The 26,194-nt window shown below is 66.8% G+C and carries 23 protein-coding genes; 6 read left to right on the forward strand and 17 right to left on the reverse strand.

Going from position 1 to position 26,194, the window contains the following annotated elements; genetic code table 11:
* Positions 1 to 31 precede the first annotated feature (31 nt).
* From glgA to treF, 4 genes are read left to right on the forward strand one after another with little or no spacing between them, the layout of a single operon-like run.
* Entirely contained in the window at positions 32 to 1,462 is a 1,431-nt protein-coding gene (gene glgA / locus AC07M8_RS08630) for a glycogen synthase GlgA (protein ID WP_495173937.1), read from the forward strand.
* A complete protein-coding gene (locus AC07M8_RS08635) occupies positions 1,459 to 3,072 on the forward strand; it encodes an alpha-D-glucose phosphate-specific phosphoglucomutase (protein WP_495173938.1) in 1,614 nt (537 codons plus the stop codon). The genes glgA and AC07M8_RS08635 overlap by 4 nt, the downstream gene beginning before the upstream one ends.
* Positions 3,069 to 4,862 carry a glycogen debranching protein GlgX gene (glgX, locus tag AC07M8_RS08640; RefSeq protein WP_495173939.1) on the forward strand — a complete coding sequence of 598 codons (1,794 nt, stop codon included), beginning with the start codon at positions 3,069 to 3,071 and terminating at the stop codon, positions 4,860 to 4,862. Before AC07M8_RS08635 ends, glgX begins: the two co-directional genes overlap by 4 nt.
* Positions 4,859 to 6,382 (forward strand): alpha,alpha-trehalase TreF, encoded by a 1,524-nt coding sequence (gene treF / locus AC07M8_RS08645; RefSeq protein ID WP_495173940.1) that lies wholly within the window; start codon positions 4,859 to 4,861, stop codon positions 6,380 to 6,382. Before glgX ends, treF begins: the two co-directional genes overlap by 4 nt.
* On the opposite strand, the gene cyoD is transcribed toward treF, so the two are convergent.
* From cyoD to AC07M8_RS08715, 14 genes are all read right to left on the reverse strand, one after another.
* Complete coding sequence (gene cyoD, locus AC07M8_RS08650) at positions 6,379 to 6,786, reverse strand: cytochrome o ubiquinol oxidase subunit IV (protein ID WP_267397491.1); 408 nt, start codon at positions 6,784 to 6,786, stop codon at positions 6,379 to 6,381. The genes treF and cyoD overlap by 4 nt on opposite strands.
* The gene (gene cyoC, locus AC07M8_RS08655) at positions 6,783 to 7,430 is read right to left on the reverse strand and encodes a cytochrome o ubiquinol oxidase subunit III (protein ID WP_495173941.1); all 648 of its coding nucleotides are present in this window, start codon (positions 7,428 to 7,430) and stop codon (positions 6,783 to 6,785) included. The genes cyoD and cyoC overlap by 4 nt, the downstream gene beginning before the upstream one ends.
* Entirely contained in the window at positions 7,427 to 9,439 is a 2,013-nt protein-coding gene (cyoB, locus tag AC07M8_RS08660; protein WP_495173942.1) for a cytochrome o ubiquinol oxidase subunit I, read from the reverse strand. Before cyoB ends, cyoC begins: the two co-directional genes overlap by 4 nt.
* On the reverse strand, positions 9,436 to 10,392 hold the full coding sequence (gene cyoA / locus AC07M8_RS08665) for a ubiquinol oxidase subunit II (RefSeq protein WP_495173943.1): 957 nt from the start codon (positions 10,390 to 10,392) through the stop codon (positions 9,436 to 9,438). Before cyoA ends, cyoB begins: the two co-directional genes overlap by 4 nt.
* Before the next feature lie 138 nt (positions 10,393 to 10,530).
* Positions 10,531 to 10,866, reverse strand: coding sequence for a GCN5-related N-acetyltransferase (locus AC07M8_RS08670; protein ID WP_495173944.1), 336 nt, complete (start codon positions 10,864 to 10,866; stop codon positions 10,531 to 10,533).
* Positions 10,866 to 12,272: a dihydrolipoyl dehydrogenase gene (gene lpdA / locus AC07M8_RS08675; RefSeq protein ID WP_495173945.1), complete on the reverse strand. Its 1,407-nt coding sequence runs from the start codon at positions 12,270 to 12,272 to the stop codon at positions 10,866 to 10,868. Before lpdA ends, AC07M8_RS08670 begins: the two co-directional genes overlap by 1 nt.
* A 116-nt stretch (positions 12,273 to 12,388) precedes the next feature.
* Positions 12,389 to 13,654: a 2-oxoglutarate dehydrogenase complex dihydrolipoyllysine-residue succinyltransferase gene (odhB, locus tag AC07M8_RS08680; protein WP_495173946.1), complete on the reverse strand. Its 1,266-nt coding sequence runs from the start codon at positions 13,652 to 13,654 to the stop codon at positions 12,389 to 12,391.
* A gap of 49 nt (positions 13,655 to 13,703) precedes the next feature.
* Complete coding sequence (locus tag AC07M8_RS08685) at positions 13,704 to 16,679, reverse strand: 2-oxoglutarate dehydrogenase E1 component (RefSeq protein ID WP_495174269.1); 2,976 nt, start codon at positions 16,677 to 16,679, stop codon at positions 13,704 to 13,706.
* 123 nt (positions 16,680 to 16,802) lie between these two features.
* A complete protein-coding gene (gene sucD / locus AC07M8_RS08690) occupies positions 16,803 to 17,693 on the reverse strand; it encodes a succinate--CoA ligase subunit alpha (protein ID WP_495173947.1) in 891 nt (296 codons plus the stop codon).
* 81 nt (positions 17,694 to 17,774) lie between these two features.
* On the reverse strand, positions 17,775 to 18,737 hold the full coding sequence (gene mdh / locus AC07M8_RS08695) for a malate dehydrogenase (protein WP_495173948.1): 963 nt from the start codon (positions 18,735 to 18,737) through the stop codon (positions 17,775 to 17,777).
* Positions 18,738 to 18,855: 118 nt separating this feature from the next.
* Positions 18,856 to 19,959 (reverse strand): cell division protein ZapE, encoded by a 1,104-nt coding sequence (gene zapE, locus AC07M8_RS08700; RefSeq protein ID WP_495173949.1) that lies wholly within the window; start codon positions 19,957 to 19,959, stop codon positions 18,856 to 18,858.
* Positions 19,960 to 20,050: 91 nt separating this feature from the next.
* Positions 20,051 to 20,518 carry a PaaI family thioesterase gene (locus AC07M8_RS08705; RefSeq protein WP_495173950.1) on the reverse strand — a complete coding sequence of 156 codons (468 nt, stop codon included), beginning with the start codon at positions 20,516 to 20,518 and terminating at the stop codon, positions 20,051 to 20,053.
* A 22-nt stretch (positions 20,519 to 20,540) separates the two neighbouring features.
* Positions 20,541 to 21,338 carry a succinate dehydrogenase iron-sulfur subunit gene (locus AC07M8_RS08710; protein WP_495173951.1) on the reverse strand — a complete coding sequence of 266 codons (798 nt, stop codon included), beginning with the start codon at positions 21,336 to 21,338 and terminating at the stop codon, positions 20,541 to 20,543.
* Positions 21,339 to 21,412: 74 nt separating this feature from the next.
* Entirely contained in the window at positions 21,413 to 22,000 is a 588-nt protein-coding gene (locus tag AC07M8_RS08715; RefSeq protein WP_267396064.1) for an ATP-dependent Clp protease proteolytic subunit, read from the reverse strand.
* Positions 22,001 to 22,150: 150 nt separating this feature from the next.
* On the opposite strand from AC07M8_RS08715, the gene AC07M8_RS08720 reads away from it, so the two are divergent.
* Positions 22,151 to 23,152 carry an SDR family oxidoreductase gene (locus AC07M8_RS08720; protein WP_495173952.1) on the forward strand — a complete coding sequence of 334 codons (1,002 nt, stop codon included), beginning with the start codon at positions 22,151 to 22,153 and terminating at the stop codon, positions 23,150 to 23,152.
* 38 nt (positions 23,153 to 23,190) lie between these two features.
* A complete protein-coding gene (locus AC07M8_RS08725; RefSeq protein WP_495173953.1) occupies positions 23,191 to 23,427 on the forward strand; it encodes a hypothetical protein in 237 nt (78 codons plus the stop codon).
* Between the two features lie 80 nt (positions 23,428 to 23,507).
* On the opposite strand, the gene sdhA is transcribed toward AC07M8_RS08725, so the two are convergent.
* Genes sdhA through sdhC form a run of 3 tightly spaced genes read right to left on the reverse strand, consistent with a single transcriptional unit; the run spans position 23,508 to position 26,139 of the window.
* The gene (gene sdhA / locus AC07M8_RS08730) at positions 23,508 to 25,325 is read right to left on the reverse strand and encodes a succinate dehydrogenase flavoprotein subunit (protein ID WP_495173954.1); all 1,818 of its coding nucleotides are present in this window, start codon (positions 25,323 to 25,325) and stop codon (positions 23,508 to 23,510) included.
* Entirely contained in the window at positions 25,325 to 25,708 is a 384-nt protein-coding gene (gene sdhD / locus AC07M8_RS08735; RefSeq protein ID WP_267396068.1) for a succinate dehydrogenase, hydrophobic membrane anchor protein, read from the reverse strand. Before sdhD ends, sdhA begins: the two co-directional genes overlap by 1 nt.
* Positions 25,708 to 26,139, reverse strand: coding sequence for a succinate dehydrogenase, cytochrome b556 subunit (gene sdhC, locus AC07M8_RS08740; RefSeq protein ID WP_495173955.1), 432 nt, complete (start codon positions 26,137 to 26,139; stop codon positions 25,708 to 25,710). Before sdhC ends, sdhD begins: the two co-directional genes overlap by 1 nt.
* Positions 26,140 to 26,194 lie beyond the last annotated feature (55 nt).

The raw sequence follows: 26,194 nt of genomic DNA on the forward strand, positions 1-26,194 counted from the left end.
GTTCCTATCTGCCTTGCGGCGGCGACGCCCGATGATCGAAGCGCTGTCGGTCGCCTCCGAGGCGTTTCCGCTGATCAAGACCGGCGGGCTCGCCGACGTCGTCGGCGCGCTGCCAGCCGCGCTGGCGCCGCACGGCGTGGCCACCACCACGCTGATCCCCGGCTATCCGGCGGTCGGCAAGGCGATCAAGGGCGCCAAGGTGGTGCATCGCTGGCCCAAGCTGATGGACGCCGAGGCGCGACTGCTCTCGGGCAGGATCGGCGATCATCCGCTGCTGGTGCTCGACGCGCCGGCCTTGTTCGCGCGCAGCGCGGGGCTCTACGGCCATGCCGACGACTGGCGTCGCTTTGCCGCGCTGTCGCGCGCGGCCGCCGATCTCGCCACCGGCGCCGTGCCGCGGCTGCGCTTCGACATACTCCACGCCCATGACTGGCAGGCGGCGATGGCGCCCGCCTATGTCCGCTACATGCCCGACGGCGGGGTGAAGCCGCCAACCGTGATCACCGTCCACAACATCGCGTTCCAGGGCCAGTTTGGTGCCGACATATTCCCCACGCTGGGGTTGCCGGACGGCGCCTTCTCGCTTGGCGGCGTCGAATATTATGGCGGCGTCGGCTTCCTCAAGGCCGGGCTCGAGGCCGCCGATGCGATCACCACCGTCAGCCCGACCTATGCCGCCGAGATCCGCGAGAACCGCTTCGGCATGGGGCTCGAAGGGTTGATCTCGGCGCGCCGCCATCGGGTGAGCGGCATCGTCAACGGCATCGACCCCGCGGTGTGGAGCCCCGAAACGGATACCGCGCTTCCCCAGCGCTACACGGTGCGCGGGCTTGGCCGCCGCCGCGCCAACAAGCGCGCGATCGAAAAGCTGTTCGGGCTGGAGCCGGGCGACGGGCCGCTGTTCACCGTGATCAGTCGCCTAACCTGGCAGAAGGGCATGGACGTGCTCGCCGAATGCCTCGACGAACTCGTCGCGCTCGGGGGCCGGCTGGCGCTGCTCGGCTCGGGCGATGCGCCGCTTGAATCGGCCTTCCTCGCCGCCGCCGCGCGCCACCCCGGCCGGATCGCGGTCAAGATCGGCTATGACGAGCCGATGTCGCACCTGCTCCAGGGTGGCGCCGACGCGATCCTGATCCCGTCGCGGTTCGAGCCGTGCGGGCTTACCCAGCTTTACGGCCTCGCCTACGGCTGCGTGCCCGTGGTCGCGCGCACCGGCGGGCTCGCCGATACGGTGATCGATGCCAACGAAGCCGCACTCGCCGCCGGCGTCGCTACCGGTTTCCAGCATGGTGACACCAGCTACCACACGCTCGCCCATGCCATCCGCCGCGCGGTCGCAGCCTATGCCCGGCCCGATCTGTGGTGCACCATCCAGCGCAACGGCATGCGCGCCGATTTTTCGTGGAACGAGAGCGGCCGCCGCTATGCTGATCTCTACAAGACCCTCATAGGACAAGCATGACCCAGACCATCGCCAGCATAGCCTATCTGGACCAGAAGCCCGGCACCTCGGGGCTGCGCAAGAAGGTCAAGGTCTTCCAGCAGCCCAATTATGCCGAGAACTTCATTCAGTCGGTGTTCGACGCGATCGACGGCAAGGATGGCGCGACGCTGGTGATCGGCGGCGACGGCCGCTTCCTCAACCGCGAGGTGATCCAGAAGGCGATCCGCATCGCCGCCGCCAATGGCTTCGCCAAGGTGGTGGTCGGCCGCGGCGGCATCCTCTCGACGCCGGCTGCCAGCAACATGATCCGCATCCGCAAGGCGTTGGGCGGGCTGGTGCTGTCGGCAAGCCACAACCCCGGCGGCCCCGACGAGGATTTCGGCATCAAGTACAATATCGCCAACGGCGGCCCGGCCCCCGAAGGCGTCACCGAGGCGATCTACCAGCGCACCAAAGTGATCGATCGCTGGCTCACGGTTGAGGCCGCCGATGTCGATCTCGACAGCGACGGCACGGTCGACGTCGGCGGCATGACCGTCGAGATCGTCGATCCCGTCACCGATTACGCCGCGCTGATGGAAACGCTGTTCGACTTCCCGGCGATCCGCGCCGCCGGGCTGACGATGGCGTTCGACGCGATGAGCGCGGTTACCGGCCCCTATGCCACCGAGATTCTCGAGCGCCGGCTCGGCTTCGCCCCCGGCACGGTCAGGAACGGCACGCCGCTCGAGGATTTCGGCGGCCACCATCCCGATCCCAACCTCGTCCATGCGCATGAACTGTACGAGACGATGATGGCGGCCGACGCGCCCGATTTCGGCGCGGCCTCCGATGGCGATGGCGATCGCAATCTGATCATCGGCCGTGGCCGGTTCATCACCCCGTCGGACAGCCTGGCGATGCTTGCCGCCAACGCGCATCTCGCCCCCGGCTACCAGGGCGGGCTCAAGGGCATCGCCCGCTCGATGCCGACCAGCGCCGCCGCCGACCGTGTCGCCGCCAAGCTTGGCGTGCCGGTGTTCGAGACCCCCACGGGGTGGAAGTTCTTCGGCAATCTGCTCGACGCCGGCATGGCGACGATCTGCGGCGAGGAAAGCGCCGGCACCGGCTCCGACCACGTCCGCGAGAAGGATGGCCTGTGGGCGGTGCTGCTGTGGCTCAACATCCTCGCGGTGCGCGGCCAGTCGGTCGACGCCATCGCGCGCGAGCATTGGGCGACCTATGGCCGCAACTATTACGCCCGCCACGATTATGAGGCGGTCGAGAGCGAACGCGCCGATGCGCTGATGGCCGAGCTCCGCGGCAAGCTTGCCGCGCTGCCCGGCGAGACGGTCGCCGGCCTCACCATCGAGACGGCGGACGACTTCGCCTATACCGATCCCACCGATGGCTCGGTAAGCCGCAACCAGGGCGTGCGCATCCTGTTCGTCGGCGGCAGCCGCGTGGTGTTCCGCCTGTCCGGCACCGGCACCTCCGGCGCCACCCTGCGCGTCTATCTCGAGCGCTACGAGCAGGCCGATCTCGACCGCGACACCGGCGACATGCTCGCCGATATCGTCGCCGCGGCCGACGAGATCGCCGGCATCACCCGCCACACCGGCCGCACCGAGCCGGACGTCATCACGTGACCGGCGCCCCCACGGGGGCGCTGGGCGCACAGGTATTTGATAAATATACGTTATTTGCCGTCCGCTCGGCCGCGGCGGTCACCTTGTGCCTGTTTGACGGAGCGACCGAGCGGCAGGTGCCTATGCGCGAAGTTAGCGAACTTTGGGTCGCCGACGTGCCCCGCGTCGGTGCCGGTCAGCGCTACGGCTATCGCACCGCCGCCGACCCTGCCAAGCTCCTCGTCGACCCCTATGCCGTCGAGCTAGACCGGCCGTTCCGCTACGACCCTGCGCTGGCTGAGCTCGGCGCCGAAACCGGCCACCTCGTCCCCCGCGCCATCGTCCCTGCGGCCTCGTCGTCCGCGCCGGCCGACCTGCCGCCGCCGCTCTTCACCCCCGGCGGGCTGATCTACGAGCTCAACGTCCGCGGCTTTACCATGCTGCACCCCGACGTGCCCGAGCCCCAGCGCGGAACGCTCGCCGCGCTCGCCCATCCCGCCGTCATCGCCCACCTCCAGCAGCTCCGCGTCGCCGCCATCGAGCTGATGCCGATCGTCGCCTGGATCGACGAGCGCCACCTGCCCCCGCTCGGTCTCACCAACGCCTGGGGCTACAACCCGGTGGTGCCGATGGCGCTCGACCCGCGGCTCGCGCCCGGCGGTATCGACGAGCTCCGCGCAACCGTCGCGGCGCTGCGCGCGGCGGGCATCGGCGTGATCCTCGATCTGGTATTCAACCACAGCGGCGAGAGCGACGTGCACGGGCCGACGCTGTCGATGCGCGGGCTCGATGAGCGCCTCTATTATGCCCATGCGCCCGACGGCACGCTGATCAACGACACCGGCACCGGCAACACGCTGGATTGCGCCCGTCCCGAGGTGCGCGCGCTGATCCTCGATGGCCTGCGCCACTTCGCCCGCGCCGGCGTCGATGGCTTTCGCTTCGATCTCGCCACCGTGCTCGCCCGCGGCCCCGGCTTCAATCCCGCGGCACCGATCTTCGCCGAGATCGCCGCGGACCCGCTGCTCGCCAGCCGCGTGATGATCGCCGAGCCATGGGACACCGGCCCCGGTGGCTATCAGCTCGGCCACTTCCCTGGCGACTGGCTCGAGTGGAACGACCGCTACCGCGACGACGTCCGCCGCTTCTGGCGCGGCGATGGCGAGGCGGGCGCGCTCGCGCGGCGGATGACCGGCTCGTCCGACTTGTTCGCCGGCGACCATAGCCGCAGCGTCAACTTCATCGCCGCGCATGATGGCTTCACCCTCGCCGACACGGTGAGCTACGAGCACCGCCACAACCACGCCAATGGCGAAGACAATCGCGACGGCCATGGCGACAACCACAGCTGGAACGGCGGCAGCGAAGGGCCGAGCAACGATCCGGCGGTGCTCGCCCGCCGCGATGCCGACGTCCGTGCGCTGCTCGCCACCCTGTTCGCCTCGCGCGGCACAATCATGCTGGCCGCTGGCGACGAGTTCGGCCGCACCCAGCGCGGCAACAACAACGCCTATGCGCAGGACAATCCGATCAGCTGGGTGGACTGGGAGAACCGGGACCGGGCGCTGGAAGCGTTCGTGGCGCAGCTTGCCGATCTGCGCCACGCTGCGCGCCTCGACGCGACCAGCTTCCTCGCCGCAGCCGATTGGCGTCGGCTCGACGACGAGCCAATGACCAGCGACGACTGGCATGGCGCCAGCGGTTTCGAATTCCGCCTGCCGTCCGATGACGATATGGCCGTGATCCGGGTCGATCGTGGCCACCGCCGCGTCACCCTCGCCAAGGCCCGCCTGCTGGAGAGTCGCCGATGATCCGCCCGCTGATGCTAGCCCTTGCCTCGCTGCTGGTCGCGGCCTCGCCGCTCGCGCCCTCCCAGCGCTTCGGCGAGCTGTTCCACGAGGTGCAGATGCGCCGGCTGTTCCCGGACGGCAAGACGTTTGCCGATGCCGAGCCGCGGCGCCCTGACGCCGCGATCAATGCCGCTTATGCGCGGTGCCGTTGCGGCGACGATGCAACGCTGAAGGCGTTCGTTCTCGCCAACTTCACCCTGCCGGTTGTGCCCGCAGCGCCGCCACCCGCGCGCAAGCTCGGCCTCGCCGCGCATATCGACGCGCTGTGGCCGCAACTCACCCGCACCTTGCCCACCGTCCCCGCCGGATCAACCGCACTGCCGTTGCCGCGCCGCTTCGTCGTTCCCGGCGGCCGCTTCCGCGAGATGTATTATTGGGACAGCTGGTTCACCATGCTCGGGCTGCAGGCGTCGGGCCGCCAGGATCTCGTCGATGACATGATCGCTGATTTCGGCAGCCTGATCGATCGCTACGGCCACATCCCCAACGGCACCCGCAGCTACTATCTCAGTCGCTCGCAACCGCCGTTCTTCTATCTGATCGCCGGCATGTCGCAGAACCGCGCCACGCTCGCGCAACGCACCCGCTGGATGCGCGCCGAGCATGACTTCTGGATGACCGGGGCCGCGACGCTGAAGCCCGGCGGCGAACACGCCCGCGTCGTCCGTTTCGCCGACGGCACGCTGCTCAACCGCTATTGGGATGATCGCGCCGCGCCGCGCGACGAGAGCTATCGCGAGGATGTCGAGCTCGCCGACGCGACGCCCGGACGCGATCGTGCACAGCTATACCGCGAGCTGCGCGCGGGTGCCGAAAGCGGCTGGGATTTCTCCTCGCGCTGGTTCGGTGACGGCAGAACCCTGGCGACGATCCGCACCACGCGGCTGGTGCCGGTCGATCTCAACAGCCTGATGGTCGGCATGGAACAGGCCATCGCCGCCAATTGTGCGACGTTGGGTGATCGCCCCTGCGCCACGCGATTCGAACAGCTGGCTGCCACTCGCGCCGCTGCCATCCGCCGCTATCTGTGGAACGCCGACGGCTTTTTTGCCGACTATGATCTCGATCACCGACGCGTCTCGCCGGTGCGCACCGCGGCCATGGCGTTTCCGCTGTTCACCGGGATCGCTTCGGTGGACCAGGCCGCGGGCACGGCCAGGGCACTCGGTGCGCTCACCGGCGAGGGCGGCCTGCGCACCACGCTCGTCGACACCGGCCAGCAATGGGATTCGCCCAATGGTTGGGCACCGCTGCAATGGATCGCGATCCATGGCCTGCGGCGCTACGGCGCCAATGCCATCGCCGATCGCATCGCCAATGGCTGGCTCGGCAGCGTCTCGCGCGAATATGCGGCAAGCGGCAAGCTGCTGGAGAAGTACAACGTCGTCGAACGCAAGCCGGGCGGAGGCGGCGAATATCCCAATCAGGACGGCTTCGGCTGGACCAATGGCGTCACCCGTGCGCTGATGGCGGGCCGCTAACGCTGCATCGCCATGTCGGGCATCAGATTATGGTCCAGATGCGCCATGATCCAGATCGAGCCGATCAGCACCAGCCCGACGATCAGCACGCCGAAGGCCAGCGCCAACACGTTGTTGGTATTGTCCGGCCCGCTGGTGACGTGGAGGAAGAAGACCAGGTGCACGCCCATCTGCGCGATCGCCAGCGCGATCAGCGCGACGGGGATCGCCGGGGTCCAGACCAGCTTGCTGCCGACCACATAGAAGGACGCTGCGGTCAGCAAGGCCGCGAGCAGGAAGCCGATCGCATAGCCGCGTACCTGCGCGGTCAGCGACTGCCCGGCGCCGTCATGCTCACCCGGTGCGCGGTCGTCATCTAGCTCGCTGCCACCCTGATCGCGGCTGTCTTGCTTGTTGCTGCTCATGCGGCCTTCCCCAGCAGGTAGACGACGGTGAAGACGGCGACCCAGATGATGTCGAGCGCGTGCCAGAACAGGCTGAAGCAGGCGATGCGGCGGACGATCTCGTCGCGGAACCCCTTGGCCCAGACCTGCGCCATCATCGTCGTCAGCCAGATCAGTCCAAGCGTCACATGGACGCCATGGCAGCCGACCAGCGCGAAGAAGGACGACAGGAAGGCGCTGCGGCCCGGCCCGTTGCCCTCGCCGATCAGATGGGTGAACTCGTACAATTCGAGCCCGATGAAGCAGGTGCCGAGCACCGCCGTTACCGCCATCGACAGCTGGAACCAGAGCATGTTCTTCGCCGCGGTGGCGATCCCCGCCATGCCGCAGGCGAAGGACGAGGCGAGCAACAGCGCGGTCTCCCAGCCGACTAGCGGCAGCTCGAATATCTCGCGCCCGCCGGGACCGCCGGCGGTTTCCTTGGCGAGCACCGCATAGCTGGCGAAGAACCCGGCGAAGAGGATGAAGTCGGTCAGCAGGAAGATCCAGAAGCCATAAGCGACCACGATCCGCTTCGGCGCGGGCCCGCGCTCGCTCGGCGGCGTGTCGCTGCGACCAAGCCGGTGTGGATCGCTTTGCTGGGAGGAGATGGCAGCGTCGGTCATGCCACCTGCCCCTCGGTCAGGCCCAGCATCTGCGCCTTGCCCTGCCGTCGCTCGTCGTCGAGCCGCCTTGCCTCGTCGGCACTGATCTCGATCTCGTTCTCGTCGCGCCAGGCGAACACAACGAAAGTCGCCCAGGCACCGAAGAAGCCGAGAATTACCAGCCACCAGATGTGCCAGACCAGCGCGAAGCCCATCGCCGTGGTAAAGAAGGCGGTGACGAAGCCAGTGGGTGAATTGCGCGGCATCTCGAAGCTCTGGTACTCGGGCCGTTCGGAGAGTTCCTGCTTGTCGCGTGCCTGAGATTTGACGCCCCAATAAGCTTCTTCGCCCTCGACGTTGGGCAGTACGGCGAAGTTGAAGGGCGGCGGCGGCGAGGTGGTGATCCACTCCAGGCTGCGCCCGTCCCACGGGTCACCGGTGGTATCGGCCAGCGCCTTGCGCTGCCGGATCGAAATGTAGAGCTGCATCGCCTGGCAGAACATGCCGCCCGCGATCATCAGCGCGCCGAACGCCGCGGCGATCAGCCATGGCTGCCATTCGGGCACGTCATAATGCTGCATACGTCGCGTCATGCCCATCAGCCCGAGCATGTAGAGCGGCATGAAGGCGACGTAGAAGCCGATCACCCACAGCCAGAATGCCGCCTTGCCCCAGCCGTCGTGGAGCCGGAAGCCGAACGCCTTGGGGAACCAGTAGTTATAGCCGGCAAAGGCGCCGAACAGCACGCCACCGATAATCACATTGTGGAAGTGCGCGACCAGGAACAGCGAGTTGTGGAGCACGAAGTCGGCCGGCGGCACCGCGAGCAGCACCCCGGTCATCCCGCCGATCACGAAGGTGATCATGAAGGCGATTGCCCACATCATGGGCACCTCGAAGCGTATTTTCCCGCCGTACATCGTGAACAGCCAGTTAAACACCTTCACGCCCGTCGGCACCGCGATGATCATCGTCGTCACGCCGAAGAAGCCGTTGACGTCGGCGCCTGCCCCCATGGTGAAAAAATGGTGCAGCCAGACCATGAACGAGAGGATGCAGATCGCCATGGTCGCGATCACCATCGAGCGATAGCCGAACAGCGGCTTACCCGAGAAGGTGGAGACCACCTCGGAGAAGATCCCGAACGCGGGCAAGATCAGGATGTACACCTCGGGATGGCCCCAGGCCCAGATGAGGTTGACGAACATCATCTGATTGCCGCCGGCATCGTTGGTAAAGAAGTGGAAGCCGAGGTAGCGGTCGAGCAGCAGCATCGCGAGGGTCGCGGTGAGGATCGGGAAAGCCGCGACGATCAGCAGGTTGGAGGCGAGGCTCGTCCAGCAGAACATCGGCATGCGGGTGTAGCCCATGCCCGGCGCACGCATTTTGAGGATGGTGGTGACGAGGTTGACCCCCGATAGCAGCGTCCCTACCCCCGATATCTGCAGCGCCCAGAGATAATAGTCTACGCCGACCCCGGGCGAGAAGCGCAGTTCGCTGAGCGGCGGATAGGCAAGCCAGCCGGTCTTGGCGAATTCGCCGATCACCAGGCTCATGTTGATCAGCAGCGCACCCGATGCGGTCAGCCAGAAGGAGACGTTGTTTAGTGTGGGGAAGGCGACGTCGCGCACGCCTAGCTGCAGCGGCAAAGCGAAGTTCATCAGGCCGATCATGAACGGCATCGCGACGAAAAAGATCATGATCGTGCCGTGCGCGGAGAAGATCTGGTCATAGTGATCGGGCGGCAGATAGCCCGGGTTGCGATAGGCGATCGCCTGCTGCGAGCGCATCATCGCGGCATCGACGAACCCGCGTACCAGCATCACCAGCGCGAACAGACAGTACATGATGCCAATACGCTTGTGATCAACCGAGGTGATCCACTCGCGCCACAGATACGGCAGATGCCCCGCCTTCCACAGCCAGCCGACCACGCCGAGGCCGACAAGACCGACCAGCGCCGCGGCGACTAGCGGGATCGGCTGGTCCCACGGGACCGAATGCCAGTTGAGCTTGCCGAACACGCTCACTTCTCCCGCCCGCCGTTATCGGTCTCGTGCACCGGTGCACCGGCCTGCTTGACCGCGGCGGCGAAAAACCCCGCCGGTACGCTGCCATAGGTGATGGGCGCGACATTGCCCTTCTGCTTGGCCAGCGCGAGGTAGCCGCGCCCGTCCAGCGCGGGCCCGTGGCCGCGGGTGGCCGCCGCCCAGGCAACGAAGCGCTGCGCCGGCACGGCATCGACCGCGAAATTCATGTCGGCAAAACCTTCGCCGCTGTAATGGGCGGACAGGCCGTTGAAGCGGCCGGGGCGATCCGCCATCAGGTTGAGCTTCGACTGCATCCCCGCCATCGCATAGATCTGGCTGCCGAGGCGAGGCACGAAGAAGCTGTTCATTACTGTGGCCGAGGTGATGCGGAAGCTCACGGGGGTGCCCGCCGGAATCACCAGGTGATTGACGCTGGCGATGCCCTGTTCGGGGTAAATGAACAGCCATTTCCAATCGAGCGCGATCACTTCGACGGTGATCGGGCGCTGCTTGGAGGCGAGCGGGCGCGGCGGATCCAGCTCATGGCTCGCGATCCAGCCCATGCCGCCGAGGAAGATGATGACAAGCAGCGGCACCGACCAGACGAGCAGCTCGAGCCGCCCCGAATAGGACCATTGCGGCAGATGCTTGGCGCGCGGATTGCCGGCGCGGAACCACCAGGCGAACACCAGGGTAAGGACGATCACCGGCACGACGATGCACAGCATGATCGCCACCGAATTGATCAGCAGCGTCTTCTCGCCCGCCGCAACCGGGCCGGCAGGATCGAGCAGCGCGGGCGCACAGCCACCAAGGCTACCGACGGCCAACAGGGCGGCGACGCGGCGCGGGTTCAGCATCGGGCGGTGATAGGCAGTAACAGCGTCATGATCCCCCTGAGCGCCGGCGCCGCTGTTGCGATCGAAGGGCGTCGGCTGGGGAACGTACGGCATCGGGAGTAGGTCCCCGGCGATCGAGAAAAGAGCGCGATGATACGCTTCGGCAGTGATGACGGCCCTTCGTGCTTGGGGCTGCCGGCAGATGATGGATCCTGCAACGAGTTCAGGATGACAGTCCGGGGAAGGGAGGCGTCAGCGCGCGTCGACCCGGCGTGCCGAGCGCCGCCATGCCAGTGACTGACGGTTGAGCATGGCAAGGTCCGCGGAGCCCGCGGCTGCTGCCTGCCCCAGTCGAACGGCCTCACCAAGCAGCGCGATATCGATGTGCCGGTAGGCGGGCCGACGGGCGACAGCGGTGTACCACACCCCGCCGACCGCCGCGTCGAGCAGGACGCGCTGGAAGCAGTGATCGGCACTGACCGGCCAATCCCGCGCGGCTGCCAAGGCGGGCAGGGTCACGCCCGTCAGCTCCAGCCACGCGCGCTCCAGCGCGGCGCGGTTCCCGTCGGGACCCGCGCCGGCCGTCATCAGATGTGGATCGGCTTGCCGAGCACCGCCATCGCCGCTTCCTTGATCGCCTCGGAATGGGTCGGGTGAGCGTGGCAGGTGTAGGCGATATCCTCGCTGGTTGCGCCGAATTCCATGGCCTGTGCCGCCTGCGCGATCATCGTCCCCGCGACGGTGGCGATTGCCCATACGCCGACGACACGATCGGTCTTGGCGTCAGTGATGATCTTCACGAAGCCGTCGGGCTCGTGATTGGTCTTGGCGCGGCTGTTGGCGAGCATCGGGAACTTGCCGACCTTGATCGCGCCGCCATTCTTCTCGGCCCGCGCCTTGGCGGCCTCTTCCGACAGGCCGACGCCGGCGATCTCGGGCACGGTGTAGACCACGCTCGGGATGATGTCGTGGTTCACGATCCCAGTGAGGCCGGCGATGTTCTCGGCGACGGCGATGCCCTCATCCTCAGCCTTGTGCGCGAGCATCAGGCCGGGCGCGACGTCGCCGATTGCCCAGATGCCGGGCACCGAGGTCGCGAAGTCATGATCGATGTCGATCTGGCCGCGCTGATTGACCGCGAGGCCGGCAGCCTCGAGGTTCAGCCCATCGGTGTTGGGCCTGCGCCCGATCGCGACCAGCACCGCATCCGCCTCGATCGTCGCCGCGTCGCCACCGGCGGCGGGCTCGACGGTCAGCGTCGCCTTGTCGCCGGCGACGGTGACGCCGGTGACCTTGGTCGACAGCTTGAACTCAAGACCCTGCTTCTTGAAGATCTTGTTCGATTCCTTGCGGACCTCGCCATCGAAGCCCGGCAGGATCTGGTCGAGATACTCGACCACCGTGACCTTGGCACCGAGACGCCGCCACACCGAGCCGAGCTCAAGCCCGATCACGCCGCCGCCGATCACCACCAGATGCTCGGGAACCTTGGGCAGCTCGAGCGCGCCGGTCGAATCGACCACCACCTTCTGGTCGACCGTCACGCCCGGCAGCGGGGTGACCGACGAGCCGGTGGCGATGACGATGTTCTTGGCGCGCACGCTGCGGCCCGCGACATCGACGGTGTCCTTGCCGGTGAAGGTGGCGCGGCCCTTCAGCCACTCGACCTTGTTCTTCTTGAACAGATATTCGATGCCGCCGGTTAGCTGCTTGACCGCATCCTTGCGCTGGCCGTGCATGGTATCGAGATCGAGCTCGACCGTGGTCTTGACGCCGAGCTTCGCCATCGCGCCGTTGGCGGCGGCATCATAATATTCGGACGCGTGGAGCATCGCCTTGGAGGGAATGCAGCCGACGTTAAGGCAGGTGCCGCCAAGCGTTTCGCGGCTTTCCGCGCACGCCACCTTGAGGCCGAGCTGCGCCGCGCGGATCGCCGCGACATAACCACCGGGGCCGGCACCGATCACCAGGACGTCGAAATCAAAATCAGCCATTCCACACTCCGTTCGCCCTGAGCTTGTCGAAGGGCTGTACTGGTCCTCACCCGTTCGGAAGAAGAGCAGGTTTCGACAAGCTCAGTCCGAACGGATGTAGGGATTTCACGTCGTTATTACAGGTCGATCAGGACGCGGGTCGGATCCTCGATCGCATTCTTGAGCGCGACGAGGAAGGTCACCGCCTCGCGGCCGTCGATCAGGCGGTGATCGTAGGACAGCGCCAGATACATCATCGGCCGGATCACGATCTGGCCGCCCACCACCACCGGACGCTCCTCGATGCGATGGAGGCCGAGCACCGCCGACTGCGGCGGGTTGATGATCGGGGTGGACATCAGCGAACCGAACACGCCGCCGTTCGAGATGGTGAAAGTACCACCGCGCATCTCGTCCATCTTGAGCGTGCCGTCCTTGGCGCGCTTGCCGAAGTCGCCGATCGTCTTCTCGATGCCGGCGACCGTCAGGTCCTGCGCATCGCGGATCACCGGCACGACCAGGCCGCCCGGCGACGACACCGCCACCGAAATGTCGGCGTAATCGTGGTAGACGATCTCGTCGCCCTCGATCGAGGCGTTAACCGACGGGATGTCCTTCAGCGCCATGGTCGCGGCCTTCACGAAGAAGCCCATGAAGCCGAGGCGAACGCCGTGCTTCTTCTCGAACAGATCCTTGTACTTGGCGCGTGCCTCGATCACCGCGGTCATGTCGACGTCGTTGAACGTCGTCAGCATCGCGGCGGTATTCTGCGCCTCCTTGAGGCGCTTGGCGATGGTCTGGCGCAGGCGCGTCATCTTGACGCGCTCTTCCTTGCGGCCACCCGTCGGCGCGGCGGCAGGCGCGGCAACGGCCGGCGTCTGTGGCGCAGCGGCGGGCTTGGCGGCGGCCGCGGCGGTCACGTCTTCCCGGGTGATCCGGCCATCCTTGCCGGTGCCGGTGATCGAGGCAGGATCAAGGCCATATTCGAGCACCGCGCGGCGCACCGACGGCGACAGCGCCGCGGGCGAGTCGCTCGCCTCGGCCGGCGCGGCAGGTGCCGGCGCAGCGGCGGGTGCCGCGACGGGCGCAGGCGCGGCAGGCGCCGCCGCCGGGGCGGGTGCAGCAGCGGGCGCCGCAGCAGCAGCGGGAGCGGCTGCCGCGCCGCCGCCGGCATCGATCGTCACCAGCAGCGCGCCGACCTGGACGGTGTCGCCGACCTGGACGGCATGTTGGCCCATCACGCCCGCGACCGGCGAGGGCACCTCGACCGAGACCTTGTCGGTCTCGAGGCTGGCGATCGGCTCATCGACCTTCACCGGGTCGCCGGGCTGCTTCAGCCACTCGCCGACGGTGGCTTCGGTGATCGATTCGCCCAGAACGGGGACGGTGACTTCGGTTGCCATCTCTCAATCCTTCTACCCCGATTACCAGGGGTTCAGTCGGGTAGGTGTGTTAGCTGCTCGGCCCTTGGACGGGTCGAGCCGTGGTGGTCGAGCCTTCGCTGCGGGTGCGGCGGATCTCTTCGCGGACGTTGTGGCCGAGCGCATCGGCGACGAGCGCCCCTTGCTCGGCGGTGTGACGCTTCATCAGCCCGGTCGCGGGCGATGCCGCGGCCGAGCGACCGGCGTAGCGCGCGCGCTTGACGGCGCAGTTGGCCGCGCCGAGCGACTCCTCGATCAGCGGCTCGACGAAGAACCAATAGCCGTTGTTCTTCGGCTCTTCCTGCGCCCAGACCACGTCCTCGAGATTTGGCATCCGCGCGATCCGGCGCGCGAGCGCGTCGCCGGGGAAGGGATAAAGCTGCTCGACGCGCACGATCTGCGTACCGGTATCGCCCGCCGCGTTGCGCGCCTCGATCAGGTCATAGGCAACCTTGCCGGTGCACAGCACCAGCCGCTTCGTGTCCGCGTCCGCCGCCCCGTTGGTGTCGGAGAGCAGGCGCTTGAAGTGGCTGTCGCCCTGGAACTCCGCCGCCGTCGACACCGCCAGCTTGTGGCGGAGAAGCGACTTGGGCGTCATCACGATCAGGGGTTTACGGAAGTTGCGGTGCATCTGCCGGCGCAGCAGGTGGAAGTAGTTCGCCGGGGTGGTGCAGTTGGCGACCTGAATATTGTCTTGCGCGCACGACTGGAGGAAGCGCTCGGGTCGGGCCGAGCTATGCTCGGGGCCCTGACCTTCGTAGCCGTGCGGCAGCAGCATCACCAGACCGTTGGCGCGCAGCCACTTGGACTCGCCCGAGGTGATGAACTGATCGATCATGATCTGCGCGCCGTTGACGAAGTCGCCGAACTGCGCCTCCCACATCACCAGCGTCTTGGGATCCGCCAGCGCATAGCCATATTCGAAACCGAGCACGCCATATTCGGACAGCGGGCTGTCGAGCACCTCGAAGCGGCCATGCTCCACCGTGGTCAGCGGCACGTACTTGTGCTCGTCGGTCTGGTCGACCCACACCGCGTGACGCTGCGAGAAGGTGCCGCGACCCGAGTCCTGGCCCGACAGGCGGACGCCATAGCCTTCGGAGAGCAACGAGCCGAACGCCAGCGCCTCGCCGGTCGCCCAGTCGAAGTTCTCGCCGGTCTTGAACATCTGCCGCTTGGCATCGATCACCCGGTTGAGCGTCTTGTGGATCTGGATGCTGTCGGGAACGGTGGTCAGCGTGCGGCCGAGCGCGTCGAACAGCTTGAGCTCGATGCCGGTCTCGACGTTGCGGCGCTCGGTGCCGCCATCGGTCGGCGCCGACAGGCCCGACCAGCGACCGGCGAACCAGTCCGCCTTGTTGGGCTTGTAGCTCGCGCCAGCCTCGAACTCGCCTTCGAGCAGCGTGTTGAATTGGTGGATCTTGTCGTCCAGCCACGCCTGATCGATCACGCCTTCGGTGATCAGCCGCTTGCTGTAGATCTCGGCGACACCAGGGTGCGAGCGGATCTTGTTGTACATCAGCGGCTGGGTGAAGCCGGGCTCGTCGCCCTCATTGTGGCCGAAGCGGCGATAGCACCACATGTCGATCACGATGTCGCGATGGAACTTCTGGCGGAACTCGATCGCCATCTTGGTGGCGAAGGTCACCGCCTCGGGATCGTCGCCGTTGACGTGGAACACCGGTGCCTGGACGCCCTTGGCCACATCCGACGGATAGGGCGACGAGCGCGCGAACTGCGGGCTGGTGGTGAAGCCGACCTGGTTGTTGATGATGAAGTGGACGCAGCCGCCGGTGTTGTAGCCGCGGATGCCCGAGAAGCCGAGGCACTCCCAGACGATCCCCTGCCCCGCGAACGCCGCGTCGCCGTGGATCAGCACCGGCAGCGAGCCGGTGTGCTCGGTGAGATCGTTAGCGATGGTCTGGATCGCGCGGGTCTTGCCGAGCACCACCGGGTCCGCTGCCTCGAGGTGCGACGGGTTGGCGACGAGCGACATGTGGACCTTGTGACCGTCGAACTCGCGGTCGGTCGAGGTGCCGAGATGATATTTGACGTCGCCCGAGCCGCCGATGTCGTCGGGATTGGCCGAGCCGCCGGCGAATTCGTGGAAGATTACGCGCAGCGGCTTGTTCATGACGTTGGCGAGCACGTTGAGCCGGCCGCGATGGGCCATGCCGTAGACGATCTCGCGCACGCCGTCCTGGCCGCCGTATTTGATCACGCTCTCGAGCGCCGGGATCATCGATTCGCCGCCGTCGAGGCCGAAGCGCTTGGTCCCGACATATTTCTTGCCGAGGAACTTCTCCCACTGCTCGGCCTCGATGACCTTGGTGAGGATCGCCTTCTTGCCGTCGACGCTGAACTCGATCGCCTTGTCCTTGCCCTCCATGCGCTCCTGGAGGAAGCGGCGCTCCTCGACATCGACGATGTGCATGTATTCGAGGCCGACGTTGCCGCAATAGTTGCGGCGCAGCGTGTCGACGAGCTCGCGCACGCTCGCCCATTCAAAGCCCATCGTCCCGGCGAGATAGATCGGGCGATCGAGATCGGCGTCGGTGAAGCCGTAATATTCGGTGCGCAGGTCGTCGGGCATCTCGCGCCGCGACAGGCCGAGCGGATCGAGGTTGGCGGCCAGGTGGCCGCGGACGCGATAGGTGCGGATCAGCAGCTGGGCGCGGATCGCGTCGCCGGCGGCCTTGATGATGTCGTCCTTCGACGGCGCAACGGCGGCCGCGGCGGCGGGCTTGCCGCCGCCCTTGGCGGGCTTGGGTGCCGGCTCCATCTGGGTGGGGTCGAGCGCCGCGGTGAGATCGTCGGTGCTGGTCAGCGGCCAGCGCTTGTTGGTCCAGCTCGGGCCACCCGTGCCGGCTTCCAGCCCCTCGAAGAACCCACGCCAGCCGAGATCAACCGACGACTGATCCGCCTGGTACTTGGCGTAGAGTGCTTCAATGAACGCCGGGCTGACGCCCGACGCGATGTCGCTGAAATCCTGACCTTCGTAGCCCATCATCTTCTTCCTCTAAACCCCTCGCCCAGCGGGAAGGGAGGGCCCACCGCGCCAAGAGCGGCGGGCGGGTGAGGACACAGCGTCCCTTGCCCTCACCCTTGCGCGCGGCCTTGCGGCCGCTCATCAGCCCTTCAGCACGTCCAGCAGCGTCGAGCCGAGCTCGCTCGGGCTTGCCGCGACCTTGATCCCGGCGGCTTCCATCGCCGCGATCTTGTCCTCGGCGCCGCCCTGGCCGCCCGACACGATCGCCCCGGCATGGCCCATGCGGCGCCCCGGAGGCGCGGTGCGGCCGGCGATGAAGCCCGCCATCGGCTTGCTGCGGCCGCGCTTGGCCTCGTCGCGGAGGAACTGGGCGGCTTCCTCTTCGGCCGAGCCACCGATCTCGCCGATCATGATGATGCTCTCGGTGGCATCGTCGGCGAGGAACAGCTCGAGCACGTCGATGAAGTTGGTGCCGTTGACCGGGTCGCCGCCGATGCCGACCGCGGTGGTCTGGCCGAGGCCCGCGTTGGAGGTCTGGAACACCGCCTCATAGGTCAGCGTGCCGGAGCGCGAGACGACGCCGACCGAGCCCTTCTTGAAGATCGAGCCGGGCATGATGCCGATCTTGCACTCGCCCGGGGTCAGCACGCCCGGGCAGTTCGGGCCGATCAGGCGGCTCTTGGAGCCCGACAGCGCGCGCTTGACCTTGACCATGTCGAGCACCGGAATGCCCTCGGTGATCGCGACGATCAGCGGGATCTCGGCGTCGATCGCCTCGAGGATCGAATCGGCCGCGAAGGGGGGCGGCACGTAGATCACCGAGGCATTGGCGCCGGTCTTGCTGACCGCTTCGGCAACGGTGTCGAAGTTGGGCAGGCCCAGCTCCTCGTGCGTGGTGCCGCCCTTGCCCGGGGTGACGCCGCCGACCATCTGGGTGCCGTAATCGAGCGCCGCGCGGGTGTGGAAGGTGCCGGTCTTGCCGGTCATCCCCTGGGTGATGACCTTGGTGTTCTTGTCGACGAGGATGCTCATGGGGGCTCCCGAGTGGATTACCCCGCATGGCGGGGTGGAAAGACAGCGCGCGGGCCTCAGCCCACGCGCGGGACAGATGGATCAGGCGAGGCTCTCGTCGATGCCCTTGCAGGCTTCCAGCAGCTCCTTGACCGCATCGACCGAGACCTGGAGATTGGCCTTGGCCTCGTCGTCGAGCTTGATCTCGACGATCTTCTCGACGCCGCCGGCGCCGATCACCACCGGCACGCCGACGTAGAGATCGTTGAGGCCGTACTCGCCCGAGACATAGGCCGCCGCCGGCAGCACGCGCTTTTGGTCGTAGAGATAGGCTTCGGCCATCGCGATGCCGCTGGTCGCCGGCGCATAATAAGCCGAGCCGGTCTTGAGCAGCGCGACGATCTCGCCGCCGCCGCCGCGGGTGCGCTTGACGATCGCGTCGATCTTCTCCTGCGTGGAGAAGCCCATCTCGATCAGATCGGGCACCGGAATGCCGGACACGGTGGAATAGCTGATCACCGGCACCATGGTATCGCCATGGCCGCCGAGCACGAAGGAGGTGACGTCCTTCACCGAGACGTCGAACTCGTCGGCAAGGAAGTGGCTGAAGCGCGCCGAATCGAGCACGCCGGCCATGCCGACCACCTTGTGATGGGGCAGGCCCGAGAATTCGCGCAGCGCCCAGACCATCGCGTCGAGCGGGTTGGTGATGCAGATCACGAACGCGTCGGGGGCGTTGTTCTTGATGCCCTCGCCGACCGCCTTCATGACCTTGAGATTGATGCCGAGCAGATCGTCGCGGCTCATGCCGGGCTTGCGCGCGACACCGGCGGTGACGATGATCACGTCGGCGCCGGCGATATCGGCATAGTCGTTGGAGCCGACGATCTTGGCATCGAAGCCCTCTACCGGTGCGCACTGCGACAGATCGAGCGCCTTGCCCTGAGGCACACCCTCGACGACGTCGAACAGGACGATGTCACCCAAGCCCTTGAGTGCCGCGAGGTGCGCGAGCGTGCCGCCGATATTGCCGGCGCCGATCAGCGCGATCTTCTTGCGAGCCATTCCAATCCATCTCCGTACGGGTGCGTGATTGGCCACGCCGACTACGCCCTTTGCCGGCGCCCGGCAACCGCTAATCCACGAGAGTTAAGACTTTAACTGATAATGGTTCGCAGGTGCATTAAGCCCCGTGACCAGCTGACAGATAGTCCTCCGAGCGCATTTCTTCCAGCCTGCTGACCGTGCGTTCAAACTCGAAACGACCATCGCCGGTTTCATACAGATGGTCCGGCTGGGCATCGGCGGCGGCGAGCAGCTTGACCTTATGCTCGTACAAGGCGTCGATCAGCGCGACGAAGCGTGCCGCCTCGTTGCGGTTCTCCGGGCCGAGCTTGGGAATGCCGACCAGGATCACGGTGTGGAAGCGCCGGGCGATCGCCAGATAGTCGGCCACCCCGCGTGCTTCGCCGCACAGTCGCTTGAACGAGAAGACCGCGACGCCCTTCAGGCTCTTGGGCACATGCAGCGTGCGCCCCTGCACCGTCAGCTCTTCCGACGGTACGTGCGCGCGGTCCTCGACCGGATAGTCCGTCAGGCGGAAGAAAGCGGCGGAGAGCTGCGCGGTCGCCTCCGGGCCGTTGGGGACCAGCCAAGTATCCTGACTGCCGAGCCGGTCGCGACGGTAATCCACCGGGCCATTGAGCGCGAGCACGTCGAGACGGCGCTCGATCAGCGCAATGAACGGCAGGAAATGTTCGCGGTTGAGCCCGTTCTTGTAGAGATCCGCCGGCGCGCGATTCGAGGTGGTGACCATCGTCACCCCGGCCTCGATCAGCGCGGTGAACAGGCGCGACAGGATCATCGCATCCGGGCTGTTGGTGACCATCATCTCGTCGAATGCGAGCAGCCGCGCTTCCGCCGCGATTGCGGCGGCGACCGGCGCGATCGGATCGCCGGCCTCCTTGCGCCGCTCGATGGCGATGCGGCCATGCACTTCGAGCATGAACTCCGAAAAGTGGACCCGCCGCTTGGGGCTGGCCGCGACATGGGCGTAGAACAGGTCCATCAGCATCGACTTGCCGCGGCCGACGTCGCCCCACAGATAGATGCCGTGCGGCGCCGCCCGCTTGCCGCCGGTCAGCCGCGCGAACAAGCCGGTCTTCGCCGGCTGGTCGAGCACGCTGGCCAGCCGATCGAGCTGCTCGGCCGCGGCGCGCTGTTCCGGGTCCGGGCGAAGCTCGCCGGCCGCTACCAGCGCTTCATAAGCAGTCAGAACCTTGGTCATTGATGATGCTCCTGAGCAGGCAGGAGCCCAAGGCCAGGGCGATGCACTGCGTGACCCGGTGCTGCGCCCATCGCCGCCGCACCGGAAGATATCAAGCCGGGCGCGGCGTAGCCTTGCGCAGCGTGCCGGTGAAGCTGGCGACGGTCGGCGCGCCCTCCTGGACGATCAGCCCGCGCATGAACAGCATCCGGCCGGTCTCGCGCAGCAGCTCGACCCGCGCTTCGAGCGGCAACGCCAGATCGCCCGCGCCGATGAACTGCGCCGACAGGTCCAGCGTCACGCCCCCGCCCGCCCCCAGCACGCCGAAGCCCCGCGCCGCGGCAAACAGCGCGACATCCATGAAGCCGAGCAGCGCGCCGCCGTGGATCGCATCATGGGTATTGGCATGCTCGGGCCGCGGCATGATCCGCACCCGGGCGATGCCGTCCTCGAGCTTCACATGATAGGGCTCGAGGAAGGCGTTGAACCGCGCTCGCCCGGCCTGGCGCCAGACCTTCCAGCCCGGCGCCGCGGGATCGTCGTCATAAGACGCGAACGGGTCGGCGGAAGGCTCGTTCAACGGTGCGGCGTCGTCGAGTGGATCAGAGGACCCGCTCGACTTCCATCTTCTTGATCTCGGCGATTGCCTTGGCCGGGTTGAGACCCTTGGGGCAGGTGTTCGCGCAGTTCATGATCGTGTGGCAGCGATACAGGCGGAACGGATCCTCGAGCTCGTCGAGCCGCTCGCCGGTCATCTCGTCGCGGCTGTCCGCCAGCCAGCGATAGGCCTGGAGCAGGATGGCGGGGCCCAGGAACTTGTCGGCGTTCCACCAATAGCTCGGGCAGGACGTCGAGCAGCAGGCGCACAGGATGCACTCGTAGAGACCATCCAGCTTGGCGCGATCTTCCGGCGACTGCAGCCGCTCCTTGCCCGAGGGCGGCGGCGACACCGTCTGCATCCACGGCTTGATCGAGCTGTACTGCGCATAGAAATGGGTGAAATCGGGGACGAGATCCTTGATCACGTCCATCGACGGCAGCGGCGTGATCTTCACGTCGCCCTTCACGTCTTCGATGGCGGTGGTGCAGGCGAGGCCGTTGCGGCCGTCGATGTTCATCGAACACGACCCGCAAATGCCCTCGCGGCACGACCGGCGGAAGGTCAGCGAGCTGTCTTGCTCGCCCTTCATCTTGATCAGCGCATCGAGCACCATCGGGCCGCAATCGTCGAGGTTGATCTCGAACGTGTCGTAGCGTGGGTTCTCGCCGCTGTCGGGATCGTAGCGGTAGACCTGGAACTTCTTGATCCGCTTGGGCCCGCCCTCGGGCGTGCTCGTCGCCTGGTGGACCTTGCCCTTGCTCTTGATCTTGCTGTTCTTGGGCAGGCTGAACTCGGCCATTGCCGCTTCGCTCCTCGTGATATGCTGCGTGTGCGGCTATGCCTTTCGCCGCCCCTGCGCAACCCCTGCAGCGATCAGATCACGTCCAGCACCAGCCCGAGCCGCTTGGCTTCCTCGGCCTCGATGTACCAATTGGACGGCGCCTTCTGCTTGAGCTCGTCCAGCGACACCTGGGTGCCGGCGACGAGATCGCGGAAGCCCTCGTCCTGGATGCGGATCGAATCCTCGATCTCGTGGAGCTTGGCCTTGAGCGTATAGCCGAGCGTGATCAGCGGCCCGTTGAGGTGGATGGTGCTGTTCATCAGCCGCTCGTGGATCATGATCCGCGACTCCCGCGTCAGGAACCGCTTCTCGGCAGGGAAGCCGGCCATGAAGGTGGCGCCGGCCGAATAGACCGCGACCTTGCCGAGGAACAGCGTCTCGCGCCCGGTATATTCACGCAGGAGCCGGATATCGTCCGCCATCGCCCGCGCCATCTCGGGGTCGCCGCCGAGCGTGGTGATCGACACCACCAACGGGCCATCCTGCGGCGCATTGATCAACTGGCCCTTGAAGTTGGTGTACATCGCCTCGTCCACCGTGCCGTGGAGCTGGATGTGGGGATGGGCCAGCAGGGGATAGCTGGCGGCGCCGGCGCGCTGGGCGATGGTGTCTGCAGTCATGACGCCGCCAACCGCGCGGCCGCCGACCCGTTCCCGGCGGCGCAAATAAAAGTAGCTGCTGCGCGCCCCCGCCGCGCGCGAGCACCCCGGAACAAGCGCGGCCATCCGCGCGCTTGGCCACCGACTCGCGAGAAAGCTGCCCCGATGAAAATGACCCTGAAGCCATTGAATGAACAAGTGATCGTCATCACCGGCGCCAGTTCCGGCATTGGCCTCGTCACCGCCCGCGCCGCCGCCGCCAAGGGTGCCAAGGTGGTGCTGGTGTCGCGCAGCGATGACCAATTGCGCACCCTGGTGGCCGAGATCACCGCCGCCGGCGGCGTGGCGGATTCGTTTGCCGCCGATGTCGGCGATGCCGAGGCGGTGAAGGCCGCCGCCGCGCACGCCGTGGAGCGGTTCGGCCGGATCGACACCTGGGTGAACAACGCCGGGGTGACGATCTACGCCAAGCTGATGGATACGCCCAACGACGAGCATGAGCGGCTGTTTCGCACCGACTATTTCGGCGCGGTCAACGGCGCATTGGCGGCGGTGCCCCACCTCAAGGGCGGCGGCGCGCTGATCACCGTCGCCTCAATCGTCTCGGACATGCCGAGCCCGCAGATGGGCGCCTATGCCGCGGCCAAGCATGCGGTGAAGGCCTATATGCAGTCGCTGCGCATGGAGTTGCACGACGATGGCGTGCCGATCTCGGTGACGCTGGTGAAGCCGTCCGGGATCGACACCCCGATCGGCCAGCATGCCACTAACCACGTCCGCGGCGAGGGCCAGATCCCGCCGCCGCCCTATGATCCCAAGCTCGTCGCCGACGCCATCCTGTTCTGCGCCGAGCACCCCAAGCGCGACATCACCGTCGGCGGCGCCGGCCGCGCCCAGGTGCTGTTCGCGACCCATTTCCCCGCGTTGCTCGAGCGGCTTGCGCCCAAGGCCGCGGCGGCCTTCACCGATCCGACCAAGCGCCAGCCCAAGCCGAGCAACCTGTTCGAGGGCGGCATCCGCACCGGGCAGGAGCGGTCGGGCGAGATCCCCGCGCGCCAATCGAGCCTCTACACCGCCGCGTCCAAGCACCCCAAGACGGTTGCCGCGATCAGCACCGGCCTCACTGCGAGCGCGATCGCGCTGCTGCTGATGAAGAGCCGTCGGCAGTCGTAATGGTGACGCCCCCCTCTCCCCTCGCCTTCGGAGATCCCATGGCAGACATCGACTGGAAGATGAGCGCGGCGCTCGAGAACGTCAGCCGCGGCGGCAACGAACTACCCGAGGTCACCAACCTCGCCGCAGCGGTGCGCGCGTGGACCACGCTCGACAATGAACTGCAGAACGCGGCGGTGCTGACGCCCGAGCATGCGGTGACGGTGGATGGAGAATCGACCGCGGCGTTCAGCGGTCAAGCGATCCGGCAGCTAGCGGCGCTGCTGCCGGCGTAACCGGGCCGCTGTTCCGGCACGCCCGGCACAGCGGCGGCACGGGGGCGGCACGGGGGCGAGCGACCGCCCGCCCCTTCGGCTCAATAGACCCGCTTCTTGGGCTTGATGTACTCGACGTCGTCGGTGAGCGTATAATCGTGCACCGGCCGGTAATCGATCGCGGTCGCGCCACCGACGCCACCCCAGCCGGTGAAGGTGGTGATGGTGTGCTTCATCCACTCGCCGTCGTCGCGATCGGGATAATCCTCGTTGACGTGGGCGCCGCGCGATTCCTTGCGGTTGGCCGCCGAGTCGACCGTCACCACCGCCTGGGCGATGAGGTTGTCGAGCTCGAGCGTCTCGACGAGATCGGTGTTCCAGATCATCGAGCGATCGTTGATGCCGATCTCGGCCATCTTGCCGTAGGTCGCCTTGATCAGCGACTGGCCCTCGGTGAGCAGCGCATTGTCGCGGAACACCGCGCAATGCTTCTGCATCGTGCGCTGCATCTCGAGGCGCACCTCCGCAGTGGTGGCGCTGCCGCTCGAATGGCGGACCTTGTCGAGCCGGCCCAGCGCCAGCTCTTCCGAGCCCTTGGGCAGCGGGTTGTGCGTGGTGTTGGGCTTGGTGATGTCGGCGATGCGCTTGCCGGTGGCGCGGCCGAACACGACCAGATCGATCAGGCTGTTCGAGCCGAGGCGGTTGGCGCCGTGGACCGAGACGCAGGCCGCCTCGCCGACCGCGAACAGGCCGGGCACCACCGTGTCCGGGTTGCCGTCCTTGAGATGGACGACCTCGCCGTGGAAGTTGGTCGGGATGCCGCCCATGTTGTAATGCACCGTCGGCGTCACCGGCAGCGGCTGGCGGGTGAGATCGACGCCGGCGAAGATCTTGCCGGTCTCGGTGATCCCCGGCAGGCGCTCGTGGAGCACCTTGGGATCGATGTGATCGAGGTGCAGGAAGATGTGGTCGCCGTTCTTGCCGACACCGCGGCCCTCACGCATCTCCATCGCCATCGACCGCGACACGACGTCGCGCGAGGCGAGGTCCTTCGCGCTCGGCGCGTAACGCTCCATGAAGCGCTCGCCCTCGGAATTGGTGAGGTAGCCGCCCTCGCCGCGCGCGCCCTCGGTGATCAGCACGCCGGCGCCGTAGATGCCGGTCGGGTGGAACTGGACGAACTCCATGTCCTGCAGCGGCAGGCCGGCGCGCAGCACCATGCCGCCGCCGTCACCGGTGCAAGTGTGCGCCGAGGTCGCCGAGAAATAGCAGCGGCCGTAGCCGCCGGTCGCAAGCACGGTGTTGTGCGCGCGGAAGCGGTGGATCGAGCCGTCTTCCATGCACAAGGCGATCACGCCGCGGCACTCGCCATTTTCCATGATCAGGTCGAGCGCGAAATATTCGACGTAGAAGTCGGCATCGTAGCGCAGCGACTGCTGGTACAGCGTGTGCAGCATGGCATGGCCGGTGCGATCCGCCGCGGCGCAGGTGCGCTGCGCGGGCGGGCCCTCGCCCATGTTCTGCATCATGCCGCCGAACGGGCGCTGGTAGATCCGGCCTTCGTCGGTACGGCTGAACGGCATGCCGGCGTGCTCGAGCTCGTAAACCGCGGCGGGTGCCTCGCGGACCATGTACTCGATCGCGTCCTGGTCGCCGAGCCAGTCGGATCCCTTGACGGTATCGAACATGTGCCAGGTCCAATGGTCCGGGCCCATGTTGCCGAGGCTGGCGGCGATGCCGCCCTGCGCCGCCACGGTGTGGCTGCGGGTGGGGAACACCTTGGTGATGCAGGCGGTCTTGAGCCCGTTCTGCGCGCATTCCATGACGGCGCGCAGGCCCGAGCCACCCGCGCCGACGACCACGGCGTCATAGGTGTGATCAATGATCTTATACGCGGCGTCAGCAGAAGAGGCGGGCATTATGCGGCGGCTCCGAAGGCGATCTTGAGAATGGAGAAGATGGCGATGCCGGCGGTGCCGACCGTGAAGAAGTTGAGCAGCAGGATCGCGGCGACGCGGCGCTGCTCATGCTCGTAATCCTCGATCACCACCTGGAGGCCGAGACGGAAATGCCAGAACACCGAGGCGATCAGCAGGATCATCGGGATCGCGACCCAGGCCGACTGCATCCAGGCATGGGTGTTGGCATAATCATAGCCCGGCCGGCGCGCGATCGAGATCACGAACCACAGCATCAGGAACAGGTTGGAGCCTGCGGTGACGCGCTGGCGCCACCAGTGATGCGCGCCTTCCTTGGCGCTGCCGAGACCGCGGACGCGGCCGATGCTGGTGCCCGAACCCATCACTTCACCCCCATGACGAAGACCCAGAATAGCGCGGTGAGCACCACCGCGCCGATCATCACGCCGAGCGCGAACATCTTGTTGCGCTTGAGCTCGAACGCCGCGCCGGCGTCCATCACCAGATGGCGGATGCCGTTGAGCGCGTGGACGAAGAACGACAGCGTCAGCCCGACCGCGACGATCCAGCCCAGGATGTTGAGATGGCCGGCATCGGTGGTGAACACGTCGACGAAGGTCGCATAGGCCTGGGCGCCGGCGGCGAGCGCGGCGAGCCACCAGACGAGCAGGATCGTTCCCACCGTCGCCATGCCGCTGCCGGTGGCGCGATGCAGGATCGAGACCAGCATGTGCGGGCCCCAGCTGTAGTGAAGCTTGAGTGGGCCGGCGAAAAGATGCGGGCTGCGCGGGCGCGCCGGATTGCGGGATGCCATGAATGGTCCTCGGGGAGCTTTGAATTGCTCTGCCTATTAGGCTGACGGGCCTTGG

Source organism: Sphingomonas sp. GW821-FHT09E03 (assembly GCF_059416225.1).

Bases quoted from the DNA above. Each gene is read 5' to 3' on its own strand.
- cyoD (WP_267397491.1), bottom strand. From the start codon at position 6,786: ATGAGCAGCAACAAGCAAGACAGCCGCGATCAGGGTGGCAGCGAGCTA.
- odhB (WP_495173946.1), bottom strand. From the start codon at position 13,654: ATGGCAACCGAAGTCACCGTCCCCGTTCTGGGCGAATCGATCACCGAA.
- AC07M8_RS08720 (WP_495173952.1), top strand. From the start codon at position 22,151: ATGACCCTGAAGCCATTGAATGAACAAGTGATCGTCATCACCGGCGCC.
- AC07M8_RS08710 (WP_495173951.1), bottom strand. From the start codon at position 21,338: ATGGCCGAGTTCAGCCTGCCCAAGAACAGCAAGATCAAGAGCAAGGGC.
- sdhA (WP_495173954.1), bottom strand. From the start codon at position 25,325: ATGCCCGCCTCTTCTGCTGACGCCGCGTATAAGATCATTGATCACACC.
- cyoC (WP_495173941.1), bottom strand. From the start codon at position 7,430: ATGACCGACGCTGCCATCTCCTCCCAGCAAAGCGATCCACACCGGCTT.
- AC07M8_RS08635 (WP_495173938.1), top strand. From the start codon at position 1,459: ATGACCCAGACCATCGCCAGCATAGCCTATCTGGACCAGAAGCCCGGC.
- AC07M8_RS08685 (WP_495174269.1), bottom strand. From the start codon at position 16,679: ATGGGCTACGAAGGTCAGGATTTCAGCGACATCGCGTCGGGCGTCAGC.
- cyoA (WP_495173943.1), bottom strand. From the start codon at position 10,392: ATGCCGTACGTTCCCCAGCCGACGCCCTTCGATCGCAACAGCGGCGCC.
- AC07M8_RS08715 (WP_267396064.1), bottom strand. From the start codon at position 22,000: ATGACTGCAGACACCATCGCCCAGCGCGCCGGCGCCGCCAGCTATCCC.
- AC07M8_RS08725 (WP_495173953.1), top strand. From the start codon at position 23,191: ATGGCAGACATCGACTGGAAGATGAGCGCGGCGCTCGAGAACGTCAGC.
- mdh (WP_495173948.1), bottom strand. From the start codon at position 18,737: ATGGCTCGCAAGAAGATCGCGCTGATCGGCGCCGGCAATATCGGCGGC.
- treF (WP_495173940.1), top strand. From the start codon at position 4,859: ATGATCCGCCCGCTGATGCTAGCCCTTGCCTCGCTGCTGGTCGCGGCC.
- sdhD (WP_267396068.1), bottom strand. From the start codon at position 25,708: ATGGGTTCGGGCACCAGCATCGGCCGCGTCCGCGGTCTCGGCAGCGCC.
- lpdA (WP_495173945.1), bottom strand. From the start codon at position 12,272: ATGGCTGATTTTGATTTCGACGTCCTGGTGATCGGTGCCGGCCCCGGT.
- AC07M8_RS08670 (WP_495173944.1), bottom strand. From the start codon at position 10,866: ATGACGGCCGGCGCGGGTCCCGACGGGAACCGCGCCGCGCTGGAGCGC.
- sucD (WP_495173947.1), bottom strand. From the start codon at position 17,693: ATGAGCATCCTCGTCGACAAGAACACCAAGGTCATCACCCAGGGGATG.
- sdhC (WP_495173955.1), bottom strand. From the start codon at position 26,139: ATGGCATCCCGCAATCCGGCGCGCCCGCGCAGCCCGCATCTTTTCGCC.
- glgA (WP_495173937.1), top strand. From the start codon at position 32: ATGATCGAAGCGCTGTCGGTCGCCTCCGAGGCGTTTCCGCTGATCAAG.
- zapE (WP_495173949.1), bottom strand. From the start codon at position 19,959: ATGACCAAGGTTCTGACTGCTTATGAAGCGCTGGTAGCGGCCGGCGAG.